The organism is Pantoea dispersa (assembly GCF_014155765.1).
Taxonomy (GTDB): Bacteria; Pseudomonadota; Gammaproteobacteria; order Enterobacterales; family Enterobacteriaceae; genus Pantoea; species Pantoea dispersa.
This window is the reverse complement of sequence record NZ_SCKT01000002.1, coordinates 317,990-337,975: the sequence shown is the minus strand read 5'-3', so window position 1 is coordinate 337,975 and position 19,986 is coordinate 317,990. Positions and strand designations below refer to the sequence as shown.

The window sequence follows — 19,986 nt, the reverse complement described above, 5'->3', positions numbered from 1 at the left end:
GTAGCGACTTTGCTATTTATCTGCGCTCTGGCGCAATCTTCAATCAGGAGACTCTCATGACCCTTAATGATGCGGTTGCCCGCCGTCACACCGTAAAAGCTTTCTCTGCGGGCAAAACGCTGCCGCAGCAGGAGATCGACACGCTGCTTAACCTGCTGCGCAACAGCCCGTCATCGGTCAACTCGCAGCCGTGGCACTTTGTTGTCGCGTCGACTGCGGAAGGGCGGGAAAAGATGGCGCAATCCACCAGTGGCGCGTTCATTTACAACAATCCTAAGGTGCTGAACGCCTCACACGTGATTGCGCTGTGCATGCGCACCGATCTGGATGAAGCGCACCTGCAAAACGTGCTGGCGCAGGAAGAGAAAGACGGGCGTTTTGCCAAACCCGAAGCCAAAGCCGGGCAGGATAAGAGCCGCCGCAGCTACGTGGATATGCACCGTTATGAGCTGCGCGACGTGCCGCAGTGGATGGAGAAACAGGTCTATCTGGCGCTGGGCGGACTGTTACTGGGCGCAGCGATGCTCGGCATTGATGCCACCCCGATGGAAGGCTTTGATGCGCGCGCACTTGACCAGGCGCTGGGCCTGCGTGAACAGGGCTTTACCAGCGTGGTGCTGGTTTCGCTTGGCTATCGCAGTGAGGAAGATTTCAACGCCACGCTGCCGAAATCGCGTCTGTCGCAGGACGAAATTTTCACGTTTATCTAAGGGACTTAACCAGGTGCGCACCTGCGCACCTGCGCGCTTAACGTGGGAACCGCAGGCAGAAACGGGTAATGCCGTGTTCGCTGCTCACCGTGCAACTGCCCTGATGCAGTTGCATGATCCCGCGCACGATCGACAGACCCAGTCCGCTGCCGCCCTGCTGGCGTGACGCATCGGCGCGCCAGAAGCGGTCAAACAGGCGTGCCTGCTGCGCCTGACTTAGCGTCGGCCCCTGATTTTCCACCATCAAAAGCACGGCGTCTGGCTGCGGAATGCTGGAGACGTGAATGGTGCCGTCGCGCGTGCCGTAATGCAGCGCGTTAGCGATCAGATTCGCCAGCGCGCGCTGTAACAACTGCGGATCGGCGTGCAACTCGCCGTGAAGCGAGATGACAAGCTGCATGCCATGCTCTTCCGCCATGCCCTCAAAATAGTCACTCAACCGCTCACCCAGCGGGGTCAGATCGATGCGTTGCCTGTCCAGCGCCTGGCTGGCGTCTGCGGCTTTGGCGAGAAACAGCATGTTATCAATCATCTTCGCCAGCCGCTCCAGCTCCGCATAATTGGAACCCAGCAGCGTTTGATACTCGCTGACGCTGCGCGGCTGGTTTAGCGCCACTTCCGTCTGGCCAAGCAGCGTGCCAATCGGCGTGCGCAGATCGTGTGCCATGTCCGCTGAGACCTGGCTAAGTTGCTGATAACCTTGCTCCAGCCGGCTCAGCATCTGGTTGAGCGCCGCCAGCAGCGGTTGCAGCTCGCCTGGCGCGCTGGTCAGTTCAATGCGATGCGACAGCCGCCGCACGTCGATCACCCCAGCTTCCGCCGCCAGCCGGCGCAGCGGCGTCAGGCCGTGGCGCACCAGCAGCACACTGATCGCGGCGACCAGCAGCGCCGCCAGCGCGGTGCACAGGATAATCTGGTGGCGATAGCCGGTGAGGGTTTGCGTGCGGTCGCTCATCAGGCGACCGGTGATGATTTCGATCTGGCCGCTGCCATCGCGCGTTGGCGTTAACGCGGCGGCGGCAATAAACGGCGTGCCGTCCGTCGCCTGCTGATGGTGGACCGATTGCAGGGTTAACGGCTGATCGGCGGCGACCGGCGTAATGGCTGGCACCGGACGCCCGCCGGGATTGATCACGATCAGCGGCGGCTGGCCGGGAAAGCGCAGCACCAGCAACGATTCGGTATTGCCCAGCATGTTGGCGAACAGCCGCGGCTTCTGCTGAATCAGCGTCAGCGCATCTTCATCGCGCAGCAGCGTGCGCATTTGATCGATGCGCGTCAGCAGGGCTGCGTCATCGCGCACGCCGATCTGCTTCGCCAGTGCGTGATACAGCGCCATGCCGCTGAGTGTAAAAATGACCACCACCGTAGCACTGAGCAGTAGCGAAAGGCGGACGGCGAGCGAGCGGGGTTTCATGTTTCAGCTTCGCAGCGATAACCGACACCGTGCACGGTATGAATTAATGGTCGGGTAAAAGGGCCGTCAATTTTCTGCCGCAGCCGTTTTACTGCCACATCCACTACGTTGGTGTCGCTGTCAAAATTCATATCCCAGACGCGCGATGCAATCACCGTGCGTGTCAGTACCTCGCCGGGATGCAGCAGAAACAGATGCAGCAGATTGAACTCTTTGTTGGTCAGGTCGATGCGCTGTCCGGCGCGCTCGACCCGGCGACGGGCAATATCCAGCTGCAGATCGGCCAGCGTCAGGATGTCGGGCAGCTTTTGCTGGCTACCGCGCCGCAATTGGGTGCGCACGCGCGCCAGCAGTTCGGCGAAAGAGAAGGGTTTGACCAGATAGTCATCGGCACCCAGTTCCAGCCCTTTGATGCGATCTTCCACCGTGCCTTTGGCAGTCAGGAAAATCACCGGCGTTTGCAATTGCTTATCCAGCTGCGCCATCACCTCCCAGCCATTGATTCCGGGCATCATCACATCCAGCAGAATCAGATCGTAATGGTGCTCCTGCGCATAAAACAGGCCATCCTGACCGTTTTCCGCCACGTCGACGATAAAACCGGCCTCGGTCAATCCTTTGCGCATGTAATCACGCGCCCCGGCTTCATCTTCTATCACCAAAATTTTCATGCGATCTCCCGGTAGTGGCGGCCGCTTGCTGATGGCGGGCAGTATAACGCGGGTTAGCATAGAAAACCGAGGCTGACAGCGGCATGAGCCCCTGATGACAAAATCATGACAGAGCGTTAAGTAAAACTTAATGGCGCGACAAATTTCGCTAACTCATTAACATATATAAGAATTTGCTCTGCATTTTTGCGCGCTTTTGATGGTGGCGTCAGCGGCATCGTGTTATTACAAGGTTAAAACCTGTGAGATAGCCTGCCGGAGAGCATCATGAAAAAGCGTTGGTCTTTTGCCTTACTGTTGTCACTCAGCGCCCTCAGCCAACTGGCTGCGGCGCAGCAGACGCTGCGTTTTGGCGTCGATCCCACTTTTCCACCGTTCGAATCCAAAGCCAGCGATGGCTCGCTGCAGGGTTTTGATATTGATCTGGGCAATGCCATCTGTGCGCAGGCCAAAGTGAAATGTCAGTGGGTGCAGATTGGCTTTGACGGCAGCATTCCGGCGCTGCAGGCGAAGAAATTTGACGCCATTCTGTCGGCGATGTCGATGACGGAGAAGCGCCGCGAGCAGGTGGCGTTCAGCGATATGCTGTATATCACGCCCAGCGCGCTGCTGACACCTGCCAACAGCACGCTGACGGCGGATATCAGCACGCTGCGCGGGAAGAATATCGGCGTCGCGCAGGGCACCATTCAGGAAACCTACGCCAAAACGAAATGGGCTCCGCAGGGCGTCAACGTGGTCTCGTATCCGAATCAGATGGAGATCTATCCGGATCTGGTAGCGGGTCGACTCGATGCCAGCCTGGCGAATGCGGTTTCGGCCGAGCAGGGCTTTCTCAACACGCCGGAAGGCAAGGGCTATGTCAATAAAGCCACGCTGGTGGATAAAGCATTATTGGGCAACGGCGTAGGTATCGGGCTGCGTAAAGGCGATACGGCCAATCTTACTTTAATTAACAATGCGCTGGCCGCGCTGCACAGCAACGGCACCTACGACCGGCTGGCGCAGAAGTACTTTAAGGTTAAGGTTTATCCCTAATCGCAGGGCGATTTGCCTTCATTACGCACAGGAAAATCATGTCTTTACTCCCTGATTATACCCGGCAGCGGGCGCGATTCCTGGCCGCCGTCACGCGCCAGCACGGCGCGCTGACTGCCTATCGCCATCCGCTGACCGCGCCCGACGGGGCCGCGCTGTACACCGACGTCGCGGTGATCGGCGATCCGGCGGCTCCCAAACGCATGCTGATTCTCTCCGGCACACACGGTGTGGAGGGCTATTACGGTTCAGACAGCCAGATCGCCTGGCTTGATAGCTTCGATGTCGCCGCGTTACCGCCCGACTGCGCCCTTGTGCTGGTCCATCTGCTGAATCCATGGGGCGCTGCGCATCTGCGGCGCGTCAATGAAGACAATATCGATCTCAACCGGAATTTCATCGATTTCAGCCAGCCCGCACCCGCTAATCCGCACTATGCGCTATGGCACGATCTGTACCACGGCGACCGCGCACATGCCGATCGGCTGCTGGCGGAGACACTGCAGCAGTCAGGCTGGCCGGCGCTGAAACGGGTGGTGGAAGCGGGCCAATATCAGGCAGCAGATGGCCTGTTTTATGGCGGGCAGCAGCCGACCTGGTCGCACCGAACGCTGCACGCCATCGTCGAACAGCATCTGCGTCAGGCGCAGGTCATCCTGAGTTTCGACCTGCACACCGGTGCCGGCGCGTGGGGCCATCCGATGCTGCTGGCGATTGCTGAACAGCGCTATCCGGCGCATGACTGGGGCAAATCGTTATACGATGAGTGGCTGACGCTGCTGTTTACCGGCGCCGGGCGCGACAGCGACACCGGCGTGACCGCCACGGCAACGGGCTATGTCTCGCAGTTTCTGCTGACGTCGCTGCCTGACACGCAGCTGCTGCCATTGGTGGTGGAGTGTGGCACTTATCCGGGTGAGGAGATGCACCGCCGGGTGCGCGACGATCACTGGCTGCATCTGCAGGGCGATCCGGCAAGCCACGCCGGACGCGCGCTGAAGCAGCAACTGGTGGAGGGGTTCTGGCCCGCCGATGAGGACTGGCGCGCCTTAACTGCGTTTCGTACCCGGCAGATTTTCCTGCGCGGCTGGCGCGCGCTGGTGGCTTACAACCGGCCGTAAAAGGTCATGCGCGCGGTTTCGGACAACGCGATACCGGGCTGGGTGTTGTAGGCCAGCACCGCCAGCATACGCGTGACATCGCCTTCGGTGGGCGTCACGCGGTGCAGCGAATTACGCCCGCGAAACAGCACCAGGTCACCGGCATCAGTCTCCAGCGCCTCGACCGGCTGGCGCTGATCGAGCACGGCGGCGACGCCGTCGTAGTTCATCTCGCCGGCATCCGCATCGCGCAAATCTTTTACATACTCAAATACCCCGCCGCCGCGCGGTTTTTGCACCAGCAGCGTGATGGCGAAAGAGGAGTTGTCAAAATGCCAGCCGAGTTCCTGGCCGTCAGGTGCGTAATGCAGATTGATGGACGACAGCGGGTCGGCATACGGATACAGCGCGTCTTCGTCCAGCACATCACACAGAAAGCGTTTAAACAGTTCGTCATTGTACAACTGACGCAGCGGCGATTCCGCTGCAATTACATCGTCGGTAATGCAGCCTTTGGTGCTGATCACGTCACGATTGCGCGGATGATCGGCACGGTACGTATCGTCCGGCTTCAGCAGATAGACGTTGTGCTTGCTGACGGTGTGGTAAGCCAGATGGCGCTGGGCCAGCCCGTCAGCCACGATCGCCTGCAGCGCAGCCGGTTGCAAAAACTGACGAAGTACCAGCGCGCCGTGTTGCTCCAGCTGCTGGCGACAGTGCCGACGCCAGTCGGCGTCGGCCAGGGGGTGCAAATCAAATCGAATCAAAGCAGACATCGCGGTGGTTCTCTGAGTTGGCAGGTGTAGAGACTGTAACGGCCTGATATGTTGATGCCTAACGATAAATATTTAACGCCTTGCTAAGGAAACCTTAATGCCTGCACCCGCGTCGCGTTTGCCGAAAATCAGCGTGATTCAGTCGTTCAAAGTGGCGGCGGAACTTGGTAGCCTGGCGAAAGCCGCCGCACAGCTGGCGCTGACTCCGGCTGCCGTCAGCCAGCAAATTCGTCAACTGGAAGCGCAGCTGGGCAGCGCACTGTTTGTGCGTACCCAGAGCGGCGTGATGTTGACGGAAACCGGCAAAGAGTATCTGCGCTACGTCAGTGAAGCGTTCGACATTCTGCATCTGGGGCAGCAAAATTTGCGCCATGCGGCCAGCATGCCAAAGCTGACGCTCTATTCACTGCCGGCGCTGGCATCGAAATGGCTGCTGCCGAATATTACCGCCTGGCGGGCTCACTGCCCGGGCTGCGATCTCAGCCTGCACGGCACTCATGCGCCGGTGGATTTCAGCGCCACACCGGCAGATTTTGTCATCTGCTTTGGTGAGGATCGCTACCCGCAACTCGACAAGCAACGGCTGTTCTGTGACGAGGTGCTGCCGGTCGCCAGTCCGGCGCTGATACAGCGTTACCCGGGCGAATCGTTGCTCAGCCAGGCGCCGTTGATCCATCTGGACTGGGGCAATGAAGGGCGCTTTCTGCCCGACTGGCGCAGCTGGTTTCAGGCCAAAGGCAGCATGGAGCCGGCGGTCAAGCCGGCATTCAGTTTTAATCTCACTTCCCTGGCCATAGACGCGGCGGTAGCCGGGGCCGGTGTGCTGCTGGGGCAGCGTCGCCTGATTGCCGGCGAACTGGCGCGCGGCGCGCTACAGGTGGTGGATCCGCTCAGCCTGCCGCTGAGCAAACCCTATTTCCTCGCCTGGCCACAGCGTTCCCGCAGTCAGCCCGGCAGCGAGGCGCTGATTCAGTGGCTGACGCAGCTGGCGAGTTAACAAACTGTTAACTGCCGCAGCGTTCTGCGACAGGGATTGCCCTATGCTGACGCGCTTTGTGCGCAGTTGCGAAGAAAGGGAGTTCAGGCACGATGATTGATACCTCATTCTGGCTGACCACGCTGGTGGTCAGCATCACAATTTTGCTGTGGGCGCTGGCGCGGTTGCCGGAATACCTTACCGCGCTGCTGTTTTTTGCGGCGGCGATGCTGCTGTCGATAGCGCCAGCCAGCAGCGTATTCAGCGGTTTTGCCTCCTCAGCGTTCTGGCTGGTGCTGAGCGGTTTTGTGCTGGGCGCGGCGATCCGCAAAGTGGGCCTTGCCCAACGCTGGGCCAACTGGCTGGTGGTGCCGTTCAGCCAGAGCTGGCCGCGGATGGTGGCGGGCACGGTGCTGCTGAGTTATCTGCTGGCGCTGGTGATGCCGTCGAACATGGGACGCATCGCGCTGCTGATGCCGGTGGTGCTGGCGCTGGGCGAGCGGGCCGGTATCCGGCCGGGCAGTCGCGGCAGCATTGGGATGGCGCTGGCGGTGGGCTTCGGCACCTTTCAACTCTCTGCCAGTATTCTGCCCGCCAACGTGCCAAACCTGGTGCTGAGCGGCGCGGCGGAAAATGCGTATCAGCTGCATTTGCAATGGCTGCCGTGGTGGCTGCTGCACATGCCGGTGGTGGGGCTGGGCAAAGGGATTCTGCTGGTTGCCTGCATTACGCTGCTGTTCCGCGCTCAGCCGCAGCCGGTGGCGACGCGGGTAGCGTTGCCGGCGCTCAGCGGGCGCGAATGGCGGCTGATTGCCCTACTGGCCGTCACGTTACTGTTGTGGATGACCGACAGCCTGCACGGCTTATCCGCTGCGTGGGTCGGGCTGGCCGCGGCGTGTCTGTGTTTGTTACCGCGCGTGGGCTTTCTTTCGGGCGACGATTTTGCCAGCGGCGTCAATTTCCGCACCTGCATCTATATCGCCGGCATTCTCGGCGTCGCCACGGTGGTGGTGGACTCTGGGCTGGGGCGGCTCATCGCCAATGCACTGCTTCACCTGCTGCCGCTGCATGACTCGCCGTCATTCAGTAATTTTGCCGTGCTCAATGCGCTGGTGACGCTGCTGAATTTTGTGCTCACCGCCAACGGCGTGCCGGCGATGGTCACGCCGATGGCGCAGGAGCTGGCTGCCGCTTCGGGCTTTCCGCTACTGAGCGTGGTGATGTTGCAGGTTTTTGCCTACGCCACACCGCTGCTGCCATATCAGGCGTCGCCCATCGTGGTGGCAATGGGGCTGGGGAATGTGCCTGCCAGAGCCGGTCTGCAGCTGTGCCTGCTGGTGTTTGTGCTGAGCGCGCTGCTGCTGTTACCGCTGGATTATCTGTGGTTCCGGCTGCTAGGCTATGCCTGATACGCCGTCAGAGGTCACGAATTCGCTATGTCAGCTACTAACGATTGGGTAGATTTCCGTCGCGATGAGGAGACGGGCATCGAAAGTGTTAACGCGCACTTCTGCGGCCACGCTTACGATCCGCACGACCACGACGAATTGCTGGTCGGCGTGACGCAGCAGGGGCTGCAGCGCTTTAACTGTCACCGCGCGCTGCACACCAGCACGCCGGGCCGCGCTATTCTGATTGAGCCGGGCGCGGTACACGATGGTCACGCGCCTGATGCCGCCGGTTTTACCTATGTGATGCTTTATCTGCCGCAACCCTGGGTGGCGGAGATGATGCAGCGCCGCGGGCTGGGCGATGTGGCGAATATTCAGGGGGCGTTTCGCTCCACGCTCACCGATGATGCGCAGCTGGCCAGTGCGATTCAGCAGGCATGGTTTGCAGTGCATCAGCGGGAAGGGCGACTGGCGCGCGATCAGAGCCTGGATCATCTGCTCACACTGCTGTCCCGGCATCTGGAAAATAAACCCGGCGTGCAGCTCAGTGACGCCCAGCGGCAGATGCATCTGCTGCGTGACTATCTGCACGATTTTATGGCGCAGGACATCGGGCTGGACGATCTGTCGCGCTTGTCCGGCATCGATCGTTTCCGCCTGACGCGCCAGTTCAAGCAGGCGTTTGGCCAGTCGCCGCACGCTTATCTGGTTCGGCTGCGGCTGCGTAGCGCCCGCGCGCTGCTGGCACAGGGCGTTGAGCCAGTGCAGGTCGCAGCGCAGGTGGGCTTTGCCGACCAAAGCCATCTTGGCCGCTGGTTCCAGCGTGCTTATCGCCTGACGCCCGCTGCGTATCAGCGCCAGTGCACAAACGTTCTATACCGTTCTCTGCCGGCTATCCGATGATGGGATTTTTAATCCACAGCGGAGAGTTCTGACAGATGTTTGATACCAAAATTGCCCTGATCGTACGTGATGATTTAGCCACCTGGCAGCGCCTGAATGTGGTGGCTTTTCTGGCGACCGGCATTGCGGCAGCCGCGCCGGAGATGATGGGTGAACCCTACGTCGACGCGCTCGGTCGTCAGTACGGCAACATGGCCGGCCAGCCGATGCTGGTGTTTGCCGCCGATTTAGCCGGCCTGCAACGGGCGCATCGCCAGGGCGTGGAGCGCGAGTTAACGCTGATTCCTTACGTCGAAGCGATGTTTTCCACCGGCCACGATGCCGCCAACCGCGCGGTGTTTCTGGCCGAAGACGCCGATAATCTCAACCTGGTGGGCATCGCGCTGCGCGGCCCGAAAAAGGCGGTGGATAAAGCCATCAAAGGGCTGGCGCTGCACGGTTGAACGGCGGGGTCGCCTGTTCAATCTGTTCTGCCGCCATTAACAGCACGTCTTCCCGGTCGCGCAGCGCCAGAAGCTCCAGGCCGATGGGTAACCCCTCCGTACTTAGGCCGACCGGAATGCTGATTGCCGGTGCGCCGGTGACGGCTGAGATCAGCGCGTTGCTGCCAGGCTGCAACTCGCCATGCTTCACTGGCGGATGGCGGACTACCGGATAAGCGAGCAGGTCGATCTGCTGCTGCTGAAAAAACTGCGCCAGCTGCTGATACAGCCTCTGCTGGCGCAGCTGCACCTCGCGATAGCCGTCACTCTGCATGCCGGGATGCTGCGCGCGGGTTTTGAAGGTGGCCTCCAACTGGGGATGATAGCGTCCTGACGCGGCAATCGCCGCCAGCGTGCGCAGCGGTGCCTGCGGTTTATCCGCCAGCCAGGCGGCCAGCGCGTCAGCAAATTCATAGGCAATAATATTGGCTTCCGTCGCCAGCGTCTCCAGCTCAGGCCAGCTCAGCATGCGCGGCTGAAACGGTGCCACAGCATCCTGCACCGCCTGGTTAATCTCCGTTTCCTCTGCGGCAAATCCTTCCTGCCAGATGCCGATGCGCAACGGCCGGTCGGGATGGAAAAAACGCTGGCCCGTGAGTATTTCACTGATCAGCCGCAAATCAGCCGCGTAGCGCACCAGCGGTCCGGGGATATCCTGGGTAGGCGACAGCGGCACGATGCCAGCGCTGCTCAGTGCACCGCGCGTCATACGTAAGCCGAACAGGCCATTGAATGCGGCCGGAATGCGTACCGAACCGGCGGTATCACTGCCTATCGCCAGCGGTACGAAGCCTGCGGCCACCGCCACGGCTGAACCGCTGCTTGAACCTCCCGGAGAACGGCCTTGCTGCCAGGCATTATGGGTGAAGCCGCTCAGCGACGACGCGCCGGTGATGCCTGCCGCCAGTTCATGCATGGTGGTTTTGCCGATGAGGATTGCGCCAGCCTGACGCAGAGCGGTAACCAGCGGTGCATCCTCGCTGGCAATTACATCGCGCAGCAGCGCCGAACCGGCACTGGTCGGCCAGCCTTTGACTTCAATGTTGTCTTTAATCAGCAGCGGAATACCGGCCAGTGGGCCAACTGGCGCATTCTGCTGCCGTGCGGCATCGCTGGCAGCGGCCGCAGCCAGCGCGTCATCGGCAAACAGCCAGCTGATGGCGTTGTAGCGCGGCTGATCCACGTCAGCAATGCGCTGCAGCGCAAATGTGGTGAGCTGGCGTGCGCTCACCCGGCGCTGGGCCAGCGCCTGTTGCATATCCCCCAGCGACGCGGTGAGGTAATCAGCGTATTGCATGGTTCAGGCCTCCACAGGAATCCATTGCCGCTCTGGCGAAACCCGGCCGCACGAACTGCCGGCAAAGTGTGAGCTGCACCAGAGTGCCTGATGGCGGATGCACCAGTCTATCAGTAACTGACGTGACGTTACGGCGTGTGGTAAATCCTCACAAAAAACTGAGTTCCATTGCGGATGTGCAAACTGAACTGGATGATGCATCACATCACCGCTAAATACTGCGTGGGCACCGGCGCTTTGCAGCACAATTGAAGCGTGATCGACGCTGTGGCCCGGCGTCGGCATATAGCGCAGCACACCGGCAAACAGCGGGGAGTGCTGCACATCAATGGTTTCCAGCTGGCCGCTCGCCAGCAGCGGCGCAAGGCTATCGTGATACAGCGCCTGCATCGACGGCATGCTGCGGCACTGTGCCAGTTCACGCGCTGAACAGATGTAACGCGCATGATGAAACATCGGCTGCCAGCGGCCAGCGCGCCAGCAGGTATTCCAGCCGACGTGATCGGTGTGGATATGCGTCATCAGCACCAGCGTCACTTCATCAGGGTCGACGCCCGCTTCGGCCAGACGTTGCGGCCACGCGGTTTGCAGCTGGTGAAACAGCGGCTTGTTATCGCGGTTACGGCCATTGCCCGTTGCGGTATCAATCACGATGGTGTCGCAAGCGGTACGCACCACCCAGCTATGGATGGATATCTCTGCCGGCTGCTGTGCCAGCGTGTCGCTCATCGTCTCGCGGTGTGCCGGAAACAGCGTAGCGAAGGGGAGTGAGCTGGTCTGCTCGATCACTTTATCAATGCTGCATTCACCTATGTGCAGGGTCATATTGCCTCCTTAAAACGTGGTGCCTGTTACTGCAGGTCACTATACTGAGGGCTATTTCATTATTTAAATCGATTAGAATCATGAAAAGCATCAATGAAAATGATTTCAACAAAATCGATCTTAACTTATTGATTGTGCTGTTGGTCATGTATGACGTGCGCAGCGTAACCCAGGCGGCAAACCGGCTTTATCTGGGGCAGCCAGCGGTCAGCGCGGCATTAAAAAGATTGCGGGCAATGTTTGACGATGCGCTGTTCGTGCGTTCCTCGCAAGGCATGATGCCCACGCCGCGCGCAGAGCAGCTGGTGCGGCAGATCGCACCGCTGCTGCAGAGCGTCCATCGCGTTATTTTCACTGCCGATCGCTTTGATGCCGCGCACGATAGCCGCAGTTTTACGCTCGGCATGAGCGACTGGCTCGAGCACTGGCTGATGCCCGATTTACTGCTGCAGCTGGCCGACTCGGCTCCGAATATTGATATCCGGGTGGTGGCTGCCGATCCGTGGCAGGCCATTCCGCTGATGGAGCAGCAGCAGGCTGACGTGGTGGTGACCGTCGGAGAGGAAACCAGCCGCGATCTTACGCGGGAGCACATTGCGCGCGCCGGCTTCCGCACGGTATGGCATCGCGGACAAATTGACCTTGCGCCACCGCTGACGCTGGCGCAGTTCGTGCAGTATCAGCATGCGCTGGTCTCCTATCGCGGCGTGAGTGAAAGTGCGCTGGACGCCGCGTTAGCCCGCGAGGGGCTGACGCGCCGCGTGCGTTATGTCACGCCGCACTTCTCGGTGTTACCGCTAATGTTGCAGCGTCTGCCGCTGTTCGCGACCGTTCCGCAGGGACTGGTGCAGGCATGGCAACAGCGCTATGCGCTGAGTACGGCGGCGGTGCCGATCGGCATGCCGGATTATGCGCTTTCGCTGCTGTGGTGTAACGCCCGGGCCGAAGACCCGGCGCACCGCTGGCTGCGCGCCACGCTGCGTCAGCTGATCGAACGCAAGCTGGCGTGAAATGCTTACCACGGCACTACGCGGCCGAGGTAATCGAGATAGTGCAGGCCGCCGCGTCCGGTCTGGCTTTCCATTGTGTTGAGCAGATTCGGGATGCTCTCCTCAATGCTCAGTCGCGCCCCGGCGCCGCCCATGTCGGTGCGCACCCAGCCGGGGGCCAGCAGCAGTAGCGTGCGTGCATCGTCGTGACGCGCGGCGAAGCTGCGCATGAACATATTCAGCGCCGCTTTACTGCCGCGATACACCTCGTAGTTGCCATGGGTGTTGTTGGTGAGACTGCCCTGGCCGGAGGACATCACCGCCAGCGTGCCGCGCGTGCTGACGTTGTTTCTGAAGGTTTCCAGCACGCGCAGCGGGCTCAGCGCGTTGGTGACCATTACGCGAATAAACTCTTCCGTCGACACATCGGCAAGAGTTTCGCGATCGTCATTTTTCACGCCCGCGTTGACCAGCAGCAGATCGAACTGCTGGCCGCTTAGCCGCAGATGCAGGGCGTTGACCTCTGCTGGCACGGTGATGTCCACGCTCTCCACTGTCAGCTGCTGCGGGTAGCGCTGCGCCAGCTGTTGCAGCGCGTGAAGGGAGTGCGGGCGGCCGGTCGCCACTACCTGATAGCCGCGCTGCAGCATATTCTCCGCCAGCGCGAAACCGATGCCGCGTGAAGCACCAATCAATAAAGCACGGGAAGCCTTGTTCATGACCCTCTCCTGGGTTTGGGGTGAGTGAAAAGTCTACCCTTGCATGACAACAGGCGGAACGCGCAGCATCTGCATAGATAACCTGCAGCAAACGCCTTGCCAGATGGCGCTCAATCAATAAGGATAATGCGATGAATAGCGTCGATTTGAATTTACTCCCTGCGCTGGACGCGCTGCTCAGTGAAGGCAGCGTAGTGGGCGCTGCGCGTCGTCTGGGGCTGAGCGAGTCAGCGATGAGCCGCACGCTGGGGCGACTGCGTGCTGCCACCGGCGATGCGCTACTGGTGCGCGCCGGGCGCGTGATGGTGCTGACGCCACACGCCGAAGCGCTGCGCAGCCAGGTGCATGCCACTTTGCAGGACACGCAGGCGCTGCTGAGTCCACCCGCGCAACGCTTTGCTGCCGCTGAGCTGCAGCGCCACTTCACGCTGCGTACCAACGAAGGATTTGTCGAAGCGTTTGGCAGCGCGCTGATCGCCGCAGTCCGCGCACAGGCGCCCTGCGTGCAGCTGCGCTTCATGCCGAAAGCAGAAAAAAATGATCGACCGCTGCGCAGCGGCGACGTCGATCTGGAGATTGGCGTACTGGGCAATATGGGACCGGAGATTCGGCTGCAGGCGCTGTTTCGCGATCGCTTCGTCGGCGTGGTGCGCGCCGGGCATCCGTTACTCGCGGACGTGACGTTTGCACAGCTGGCCGCATATGGTCACATCGTGGCGTCAAGGCGCGGTGAGCTGGGCGGGCCGGTGCATGAGGCGCTGCTCGCCGCCGGTTTTACCCGCCAGGTGGCGGCCGTGGTACCCGCTTTTTCCACTGCCGTCGCGCTCACGCTGCACAGCGACTGGCTGGCGCTGGTGCCGCATACGCTGTGCCTGCATCATCCGCTAATCAAAGATAATCCGGCGTTTGCGATGTTTGAATTACCGTTTGCCACGCCAGAGGTGACGGTGTCACAGTTATGGCATCCGCGACTGGAGCAGGATGCCGCGCACCGCTGGTTGCGTGACACGGTGCGGCAGGTGTGCCACGCTTAGATCAGCCGCCGCGCACCGATCCGCGCCATACCACATCAGCCTGATACAGTAGCGTGTCGTGCTGCTGCTCACTCTGCGGCGTAAAACCACTTTCCGCCTGTTCCGTCTGCGTCAGCCACGCGATGGCGTCGCGGGCAAAGCGCTCCACCGGCTGGGCGAAGGTGGTGAGATTGTAAGAGGACCAGCCAGCCTGCGCGATGTTGTCGTAGCCGATCAGGCACAAATCCTCCGGTACGCGCAGCTGGAAACGGTGGCGCGCTTCATCCATGAAACCGCAGGCCATCAGGTCGGTGACGCAGAACACCGCGTCCGGGCGCTGATGACGCGTCAGCAGGCGATGCGCCAGAATCTGACCGCTCTCATACGAGGTGGTGCCGAATCGCTCCACGCTGACCGTCAGTCCGGCGCGCTCCGCCACGGCGATAAACGCCGCTTCACGTTTGATCAGGCTCGGCGTACCAGCCAGCGAATTGGCGAACGCCAGCTGGCGACAGCCGGCGCGCTGAAACGCCATCACCGCCGTTTCGGCCGCCGCCTGCGCGTCGAGGTTGATGCTGAGCGAGCCCGGCAGCGCTTCGTCGCGGTTGATCAGGATGATGCGCTGACCGTGCTGATAGCACTGGCGGGTGATGGTGCGATCCGGCATGCCGGAAAGGATGATGGAGGCGTCGGCGCGAAAATTGATCGCCTGCAGCAGCGCGGCGGAGACGCTGTTGTCGGAACGATCGGTATTAATCAGCATCGCCACTTTGCCTGCTTCCTGTAAAAACTGTGTCAGCCAGCGCACCAGCGTGGCGCGGTAAGGCGTGGCGATTTCAGAGACGATCAGGCAGACGATGCCGCTGCGGTTGCGCACCAGCCCGCGCGCCAGGTGGTTAACGTGATAGCCCAGCTCCTGCGCCGCTTTCATCACCCGGGCACGCGTGGCTGCAGAAACGCTGGCACCGGGCGTAAAGGCGCGTGACACCGCCGAACGTGACACGCCCGCGCGATCGGCCACATCCTGTGCGCTCACCCCGGCTTTGTCATTCTGCATCTTCACCTCCTCACAATTACGGCTGAAAAGCAGTCTGCCGTAAATTGCAAAGCTGTGCAATTTGTCTGCGATCACATTTGTTGCATTTTTGTGACACAGCCTGTCAATTGCAGATTGCGCTATTTGACAGGCTATTTTCTGTTCATTACTAATTTGCACACACGTGCAAATAAAAACCTCTGTTAAGCACGGAACCCTGCCAACCAAGGAGAACATCATGCGCTACACCTCACTGGCCATCGCGCTGTCCCTCAGTTGCACCGCGCTGCCGTTTGCTGCGACGGCCGCTGGTAATCTCAATATGGTCTGCTCGGCGGACGTGGTGGTGTGCGAACACATGACGCGCATTTTCAGCCAGGCACATCCGGATATTAAAGTCAGCATGGTGCGCCTGTCGGCGGGTGAAGCCTATGCCCGCCTGCGCAGCGAAGCGCGTAACCCGCGCACCGACATCTGGTGGGCCGGCACCGGCGATCCGCATATGCAGGCGGCGGAAGAGGGGCTGACGCAGCCGTATAAATCGCCACTGCTTGACCAGCAGCAGGACTGGGCGCAGAAGCAGGCGGAAAACTCAGGTTACCGTACGGTGGGGATTTATGCCGGTGCGCTCGGCTGGGGCTACAACACCAAACTGCTGGCGGATAAAAAGCTCAAAGCGCCAGCCTGCTGGGCTGATTTGCTCGATCCGGCCTTCAAAGGCGAAATTCAGATTGCCAATCCGAACTCGTCCGGCACCGCCTATAACACCCTGGCGACGCTGGTGCAGATCATGGGCGAGGACAAAGCGTTTGATTACCTGAAAAAGCTCAACGCCAACATTTCCCAGTACACCAAATCCGGCTCGGCGCCGGTGAAGGCAGCGGCGCGCGGCGAAACCACCGTGGGCATCGTGTTTATGCACGACGCGGTGGCGATGGAAGTCGACGGCTTCCCGATCAAAACCGTCGCGCCCTGTGAAGGCACTGGCTACGAGATTGGCTCCATGTCGATCGTCAAAGGGGCACGCAATCTGGCCAATGCCAAAGTGTGGTACGACTGGGCGCTTAGCGCCGAAGCGCAGTCGCACATGAAAGAGGCCAAATCCTTCCAGCTGCCGTCAAACCGCAGTGCAGAGATCTCCGAATACGCGCCGCGCTTCGAGAACATCAAACTGATCGATTATGACTTCAAAACCTACGGCGATTCCGCCAAACGTAAAGCGCTGCTGAGCCGCTGGGATAAAGAGATCGGCGCCAGCGCGCAGTAATGCCGCATCGCCGGACGCTGCCGCTGACGGCGGCTTGCCGGTTCCGACAGCGCTAAGGATGGCGCGATGATCCCGCATTGAGGTAACACATGAACGCAAATAATCGCCGTCTGACAGGCGCGCTGCTGCTGGGCGCCGTCGCGCTGTTGCTGCTGCCGTGGTACAGCCTGGAAGCAGGCTTTTTCGATAGCGGCTGGCTGCTTAACATGTGGCGTGATGAAGCCAGCGCGCCGGCACTGTGGCAGATCGGCAGCCATCCATGGCTGACGCTCGCCGTGGCGCTGCTGACGCTGTGCGCCGCCTGCGGTTTACTGCCCGGCAGCGCACGCAGCCGGTTGCTGCTGCTGTTCAGCGCGCTGGGCGTGATCTTCCTGATTGTGGAAGGGCACGCGATTGGCTACAGCGGCTGGAGCTGGCTGTGGCTGGAAAACCGCTTCGGCGCGCTGCCGCAGGGACAGCCAGCGATGGGCGCTGGCGCGCTCCTGCTGCTGACCGTATTTTTGCTGCTGTTCTCGTTTGCGCTGGCCGAACGCGGCGTGCTGAAAGGTGATGCTTTTGTGGTGGCGTCGCTGGTGCTGCTGACTGCGCTGGTCAGCATCTTCGTACTCTATCCGGTGCTCAGCATGTTTGTAGTATCGGTGCAGGACGTTGACGGCAGTTTCAAACCGGACGGTTTGATCAGCAATTTACAGGACCCGTCGATCTGGAGCCTTGCCTGTCTGAAAGGCGGCACCTGCGGCACCGCGTGGCGCACGCTGTGGCTGGCGCTGATGACTGCCAGCGGTTCGACGCTGCTGGGTCTGGCCTTTGCCCTGGCGGCAACGCGCACGCCGCTGCCCTGCAAGAAAGCGCTGCGCATGCTGACCATTCTGCCGATCATCACGCCACCGTTCGTGATTGGTCTGGCGCTGATTTTGCTGTTCGGCCGCTCGGGCGTGGTGACGGAGCATCTGGCGGCGCTGTTTGGCATCGAGCCCGGCCGCTGGCTGTATGGCCTGACCGGTATCTGGATTGCTCAGGTGCTGTCGTTCACGCCGATTGCCTTTCTGGTGCTGATTGGCGTAGTGGAAGGCGTCAGTCCGTCGCTGGAAGAGGCGTCGCAAACGCTGCGCGCTAACCGCTGGCGCACCTTCAGCCGCGTTTCGCTGCCGCTGATGGCGCCGGGTCTGGCTAATGCCTTTTTGGTCAGCTTCATCGAAAGCATGGCCGATTTTGGTAATCCGATGGTGCTGGGCGGCAGTCACGGCGTGCTCTCTACCGAAATTTTCTTCTCGGTGGTAGGCGCGCAAAACGATCCGAGTCGCGCCGCGGTGCTGGCGATGATCCTGCTGTGCTTCACGCTGGCCGCCTTTGTGCTGCAGCGGCTGTGGCTGGGTGGCAAAAACTTCGCCACGGTGACCGGCAAGGGCGACGGCGGCAAACATGGTCAGCTGCCGCGTCTGCTGCGCTACGGCGTGTACGGCATGGTGATTCCGTGGGGTCTGTTTACCCTGGTGATCTACGGCATGATTGTGGTCGGCGGCTTTGTGCAGTCGTGGGGCCTGAACGATGCGCTGACCATTGAGCACTATGTGCGCGCTTTCCGCGTCAGCGTCAGTGACGGTCATCTGCTGTGGAGCGGCGTGGCGTGGAACTCGTTCTGGACCACGCTGGAAATTGCCCTGATTGCCGCACCGCTCACCGCCGTGGTGGGCCTGCTGACCGCCTGGCTAATCGTGCGGCAGAAATTTGCCGGTCGCCAGACGTTTGAGTTCCTGCTGATGCTGAGCTTTGCCATTCCCGGCACGGTGATCGGCGTCAGTTATGTGATGGCCTATAACCTGCCGCCCCTGGAGATTACCGGCACGGCAATGATCCTGATTGCCTGCTTTGTGTTCCGCAATATGCCAGTCGGCGTGCGCGGCGGTATCGCGGCGATGAGCCAGCTGGATAAAAGCCTTGATGAAGCGTCACTGACGCTGGGCGCCAGCAGTTTCCGCACGCTGCGCAAAGTGGTGCTGCCACTGCTGAAACCGGCGATCAGCGCGGCGCTGGTGTATGCCTTTGTCCGCGCCATTACCTCGATCAGCGCGGTGATCTTCCTTGTCAGCGCCCAGTACAACATGGCGACGTCCTACATCGTCGGGCTGGTGGAGAATGGCGAATACGGCGTCGCCATTGCTTATTCGACAGTACTGATTGTGGTGATGCTGCTGATCATTGGCGTGTTCCAGTGGCTGGTGGGCGAACGTCGCCTGCGCCGCGTGGCGCGCCCGGTGGACGTCGCCGCGCCACCTGCTTCCCCTTCGTTAACTCAGGAGAGTGCCGTATGACCGCGATTACTGCTGGTTCCGTGGTGTTTGAACACGTCGAAAAACGCTTTGCCGGTTTTACCGCGCTGCCGGATTTATCGCTGACGGTGGAGCCGGGTACGCTGGTGACGCTACTGGGGCCTTCCGGCTGCGGCAAAACCACCACGCTGCGCCTGCTGGCCGGCCTGGAGCATCCGACTTCGGGGCGCATTTTGATTGGTGGTAAAGACGTGACGCATCTGCCTGCCAACGAGCGCGACGTGGCGATGGTGTTTCAATCCTACGCGCTGTTTCCGCACATGAGTGCGCTCGACAACATTATGTACGGCCTGCAATCGTCCGGCATGAGCAAAAAGGAAGCGCAGGATCGTGCGCGCGAAGGGCTGAAACTGGTCGGGCTGGAGAGTCAGGGGCAGCGGCTGCCGTCCGAACTTTCCGGTGGGCAGCAGCAGCGCATTGCGGTGGCGCGCGCGCTGGTGCTGGAGCCGCAGGTACTGCTGCTGGATGAGCCGCTCTCCAATCTCGACGAGCGCCTGCGCCGCCGGGTGCGCACGGATATTCGTGATTTGCAGCAGCGGCTGGGCTTCACGGCGGTGTATGTCACGCACGACCAGGAAGAGGCGCTGGCGGTGTCGGATAAAATTATTGTCATGAAAGAGGGCGATATTGCTCAGCAGGGCGCGCCGGAAAGCCAGTATCACGCGCCCAATTCGGTGTTCATCGCTGACTTTATGGGCGAAGCAAATATTCTGCCGTGCGAAGTCGAACAGGTAGAAGGCAGCGAAGCGCTGGTGCGACTCGGCAGGCAGCGCTATCGCGTGCGCGGTAACGGCGTCGCGACCGGCTCCGCGCAGCTGTCGGTCAGACCGCAGTTCATTACCCTGCACAGCGGTGCTGAAGGCGCGCTGCGCGGCGAGGTGACGCATGCCACCTGGCTGGGCGATCACATCGAATACGAGGTCAACACGGAACTGGGCTCGCTGTTTATCGTCGATGCGCAGATGGAGCAGCAGCTGCCGCTGGCCGCCCGGGTGGCGATTGATTTTAAACCTCAGGGTCTGGCCCTGATTGCCGGTTAATTTAAG

19 protein-coding genes are annotated in these 19,986 nt (G+C 60.8%); 12 read left to right on the top strand and 7 right to left on the bottom strand.

What is annotated here, in order from left to right:
- The first annotated feature begins 56 nt into the window (after positions 1 to 56).
- On the top strand, positions 57 to 710 hold the full coding sequence (gene nfsB / locus H7K56_RS08265; protein WP_021508932.1) for an oxygen-insensitive NAD(P)H nitroreductase: 654 nt from the start codon (positions 57 to 59) through the stop codon (positions 708 to 710).
- 37 nt (positions 711 to 747) lie between these two features.
- Here nfsB and H7K56_RS08260 read toward each other — a convergent pair whose 3' ends face one another.
- Together H7K56_RS08260 and H7K56_RS08255 are read right to left on the bottom strand one after the other, a co-directional pair.
- A complete protein-coding gene (locus H7K56_RS08260) occupies positions 748 to 2,127 on the bottom strand; it encodes a heavy metal sensor histidine kinase (protein WP_150360077.1) in 1,380 nt (459 codons plus the stop codon).
- A complete protein-coding gene (locus tag H7K56_RS08255; protein WP_021508934.1) occupies positions 2,124 to 2,798 on the bottom strand; it encodes a heavy metal response regulator transcription factor in 675 nt (224 codons plus the stop codon). Before H7K56_RS08255 ends, H7K56_RS08260 begins: the two co-directional genes overlap by 4 nt.
- A 267-nt stretch (positions 2,799 to 3,065) precedes the next feature.
- Between H7K56_RS08255 and H7K56_RS08250 the strand changes: the two genes are divergently transcribed.
- Positions 3,066 to 3,836, top strand: coding sequence for a transporter substrate-binding domain-containing protein (locus H7K56_RS08250; protein WP_021508935.1), 771 nt, complete (start codon positions 3,066 to 3,068; stop codon positions 3,834 to 3,836).
- Positions 3,837 to 3,874: 38 nt separating this feature from the next.
- Complete coding sequence (locus tag H7K56_RS08245) at positions 3,875 to 4,957, top strand: DUF2817 domain-containing protein (protein WP_150360076.1); 1,083 nt, start codon at positions 3,875 to 3,877, stop codon at positions 4,955 to 4,957.
- Here the strand turns inward: H7K56_RS08245 and H7K56_RS08240 are convergent.
- Complete coding sequence (locus tag H7K56_RS08240) at positions 4,942 to 5,712, bottom strand: HalD/BesD family halogenase (RefSeq protein WP_150360075.1); 771 nt, start codon at positions 5,710 to 5,712, stop codon at positions 4,942 to 4,944. The two genes, H7K56_RS08245 and H7K56_RS08240, sit on opposite strands and share 16 nt — an antisense overlap.
- Before the next feature lie 97 nt (positions 5,713 to 5,809).
- On the opposite strand from H7K56_RS08240, the gene H7K56_RS08235 reads away from it, so the two are divergent.
- The 4 genes from H7K56_RS08235 (at position 5,810) to H7K56_RS08220 (ending at position 9,425) form a co-directional block, all read left to right on the top strand.
- On the top strand, positions 5,810 to 6,709 hold the full coding sequence (locus H7K56_RS08235) for a LysR substrate-binding domain-containing protein (protein ID WP_150360074.1): 900 nt from the start codon (positions 5,810 to 5,812) through the stop codon (positions 6,707 to 6,709).
- Positions 6,710 to 6,801: 92 nt separating this feature from the next.
- Positions 6,802 to 8,097, top strand: a complete 1,296-nt coding sequence (locus H7K56_RS08230) for an SLC13 family permease (protein ID WP_150360073.1) — start codon at positions 6,802 to 6,804, stop codon at positions 8,095 to 8,097.
- Positions 8,098 to 8,124: 27 nt separating this feature from the next.
- Complete coding sequence (locus H7K56_RS08225; RefSeq protein ID WP_058759029.1) at positions 8,125 to 8,982, top strand: AraC family transcriptional regulator; 858 nt, start codon at positions 8,125 to 8,127, stop codon at positions 8,980 to 8,982.
- 35 nt (positions 8,983 to 9,017) lie between these two features.
- A complete protein-coding gene (locus tag H7K56_RS08220) occupies positions 9,018 to 9,425 on the top strand; it encodes a DUF2000 family protein (RefSeq protein ID WP_058770312.1) in 408 nt (135 codons plus the stop codon).
- On the opposite strand, the gene H7K56_RS08215 is transcribed toward H7K56_RS08220, so the two are convergent.
- Both H7K56_RS08215 and H7K56_RS08210 read right to left on the bottom strand, forming a co-directional pair.
- Positions 9,400 to 10,761 carry an amidase gene (locus H7K56_RS08215; RefSeq protein WP_150360072.1) on the bottom strand — a complete coding sequence of 454 codons (1,362 nt, stop codon included), beginning with the start codon at positions 10,759 to 10,761 and terminating at the stop codon, positions 9,400 to 9,402. The two genes, H7K56_RS08220 and H7K56_RS08215, sit on opposite strands and share 26 nt — an antisense overlap.
- Positions 10,762 to 10,764: 3 nt before the next feature.
- Positions 10,765 to 11,586 carry an MBL fold metallo-hydrolase gene (locus H7K56_RS08210; protein ID WP_150360071.1) on the bottom strand — a complete coding sequence of 274 codons (822 nt, stop codon included), beginning with the start codon at positions 11,584 to 11,586 and terminating at the stop codon, positions 10,765 to 10,767.
- Positions 11,587 to 11,666: 80 nt separating this feature from the next.
- Here H7K56_RS08210 and H7K56_RS08205 point away from each other — a divergent pair, with 80 nt between their 5' ends.
- Complete coding sequence (locus H7K56_RS08205; RefSeq protein WP_150360070.1) at positions 11,667 to 12,596, top strand: LysR family transcriptional regulator; 930 nt, start codon at positions 11,667 to 11,669, stop codon at positions 12,594 to 12,596.
- Positions 12,597 to 12,601: 5 nt separating this feature from the next.
- On the opposite strand, the gene H7K56_RS08200 is transcribed toward H7K56_RS08205, so the two are convergent.
- Positions 12,602 to 13,294, bottom strand: a complete 693-nt coding sequence (locus tag H7K56_RS08200) for an SDR family NAD(P)-dependent oxidoreductase (protein WP_150360069.1) — start codon at positions 13,292 to 13,294, stop codon at positions 12,602 to 12,604.
- 131 nt (positions 13,295 to 13,425) lie between these two features.
- Here H7K56_RS08200 and H7K56_RS08195 point away from each other — a divergent pair, with 131 nt between their 5' ends.
- Positions 13,426 to 14,328, top strand: coding sequence for a LysR family transcriptional regulator (locus tag H7K56_RS08195; RefSeq protein ID WP_150360068.1), 903 nt, complete (start codon positions 13,426 to 13,428; stop codon positions 14,326 to 14,328).
- A gap of 1 nt (position 14,329) precedes the next feature.
- Here H7K56_RS08195 and H7K56_RS08190 read toward each other — a convergent pair whose 3' ends face one another.
- Positions 14,330 to 15,364: a LacI family DNA-binding transcriptional regulator gene (locus H7K56_RS08190; protein ID WP_058759034.1), complete on the bottom strand. Its 1,035-nt coding sequence runs from the start codon at positions 15,362 to 15,364 to the stop codon at positions 14,330 to 14,332.
- A 217-nt stretch (positions 15,365 to 15,581) separates the two neighbouring features.
- On the opposite strand from H7K56_RS08190, the gene H7K56_RS08185 reads away from it, so the two are divergent.
- The 3 genes from H7K56_RS08185 to H7K56_RS08175 all read left to right on the top strand — a co-directional run bounded on the left by H7K56_RS08185 (position 15,582) and on the right by H7K56_RS08175 (position 19,980).
- Positions 15,582 to 16,610, top strand: coding sequence for an ABC transporter substrate-binding protein (locus H7K56_RS08185; RefSeq protein WP_058759035.1), 1,029 nt, complete (start codon positions 15,582 to 15,584; stop codon positions 16,608 to 16,610).
- 89 nt (positions 16,611 to 16,699) lie between these two features.
- On the top strand, positions 16,700 to 18,922 hold the full coding sequence (locus tag H7K56_RS08180; protein WP_150360067.1) for an ABC transporter permease: 2,223 nt from the start codon (positions 16,700 to 16,702) through the stop codon (positions 18,920 to 18,922).
- Positions 18,919 to 19,980 carry an ABC transporter ATP-binding protein gene (locus H7K56_RS08175; protein WP_150360066.1) on the top strand — a complete coding sequence of 354 codons (1,062 nt, stop codon included), beginning with the start codon at positions 18,919 to 18,921 and terminating at the stop codon, positions 19,978 to 19,980. The genes H7K56_RS08180 and H7K56_RS08175 overlap by 4 nt, the downstream gene beginning before the upstream one ends.
- Positions 19,981 to 19,986: the final 6 nt, after the last annotated feature.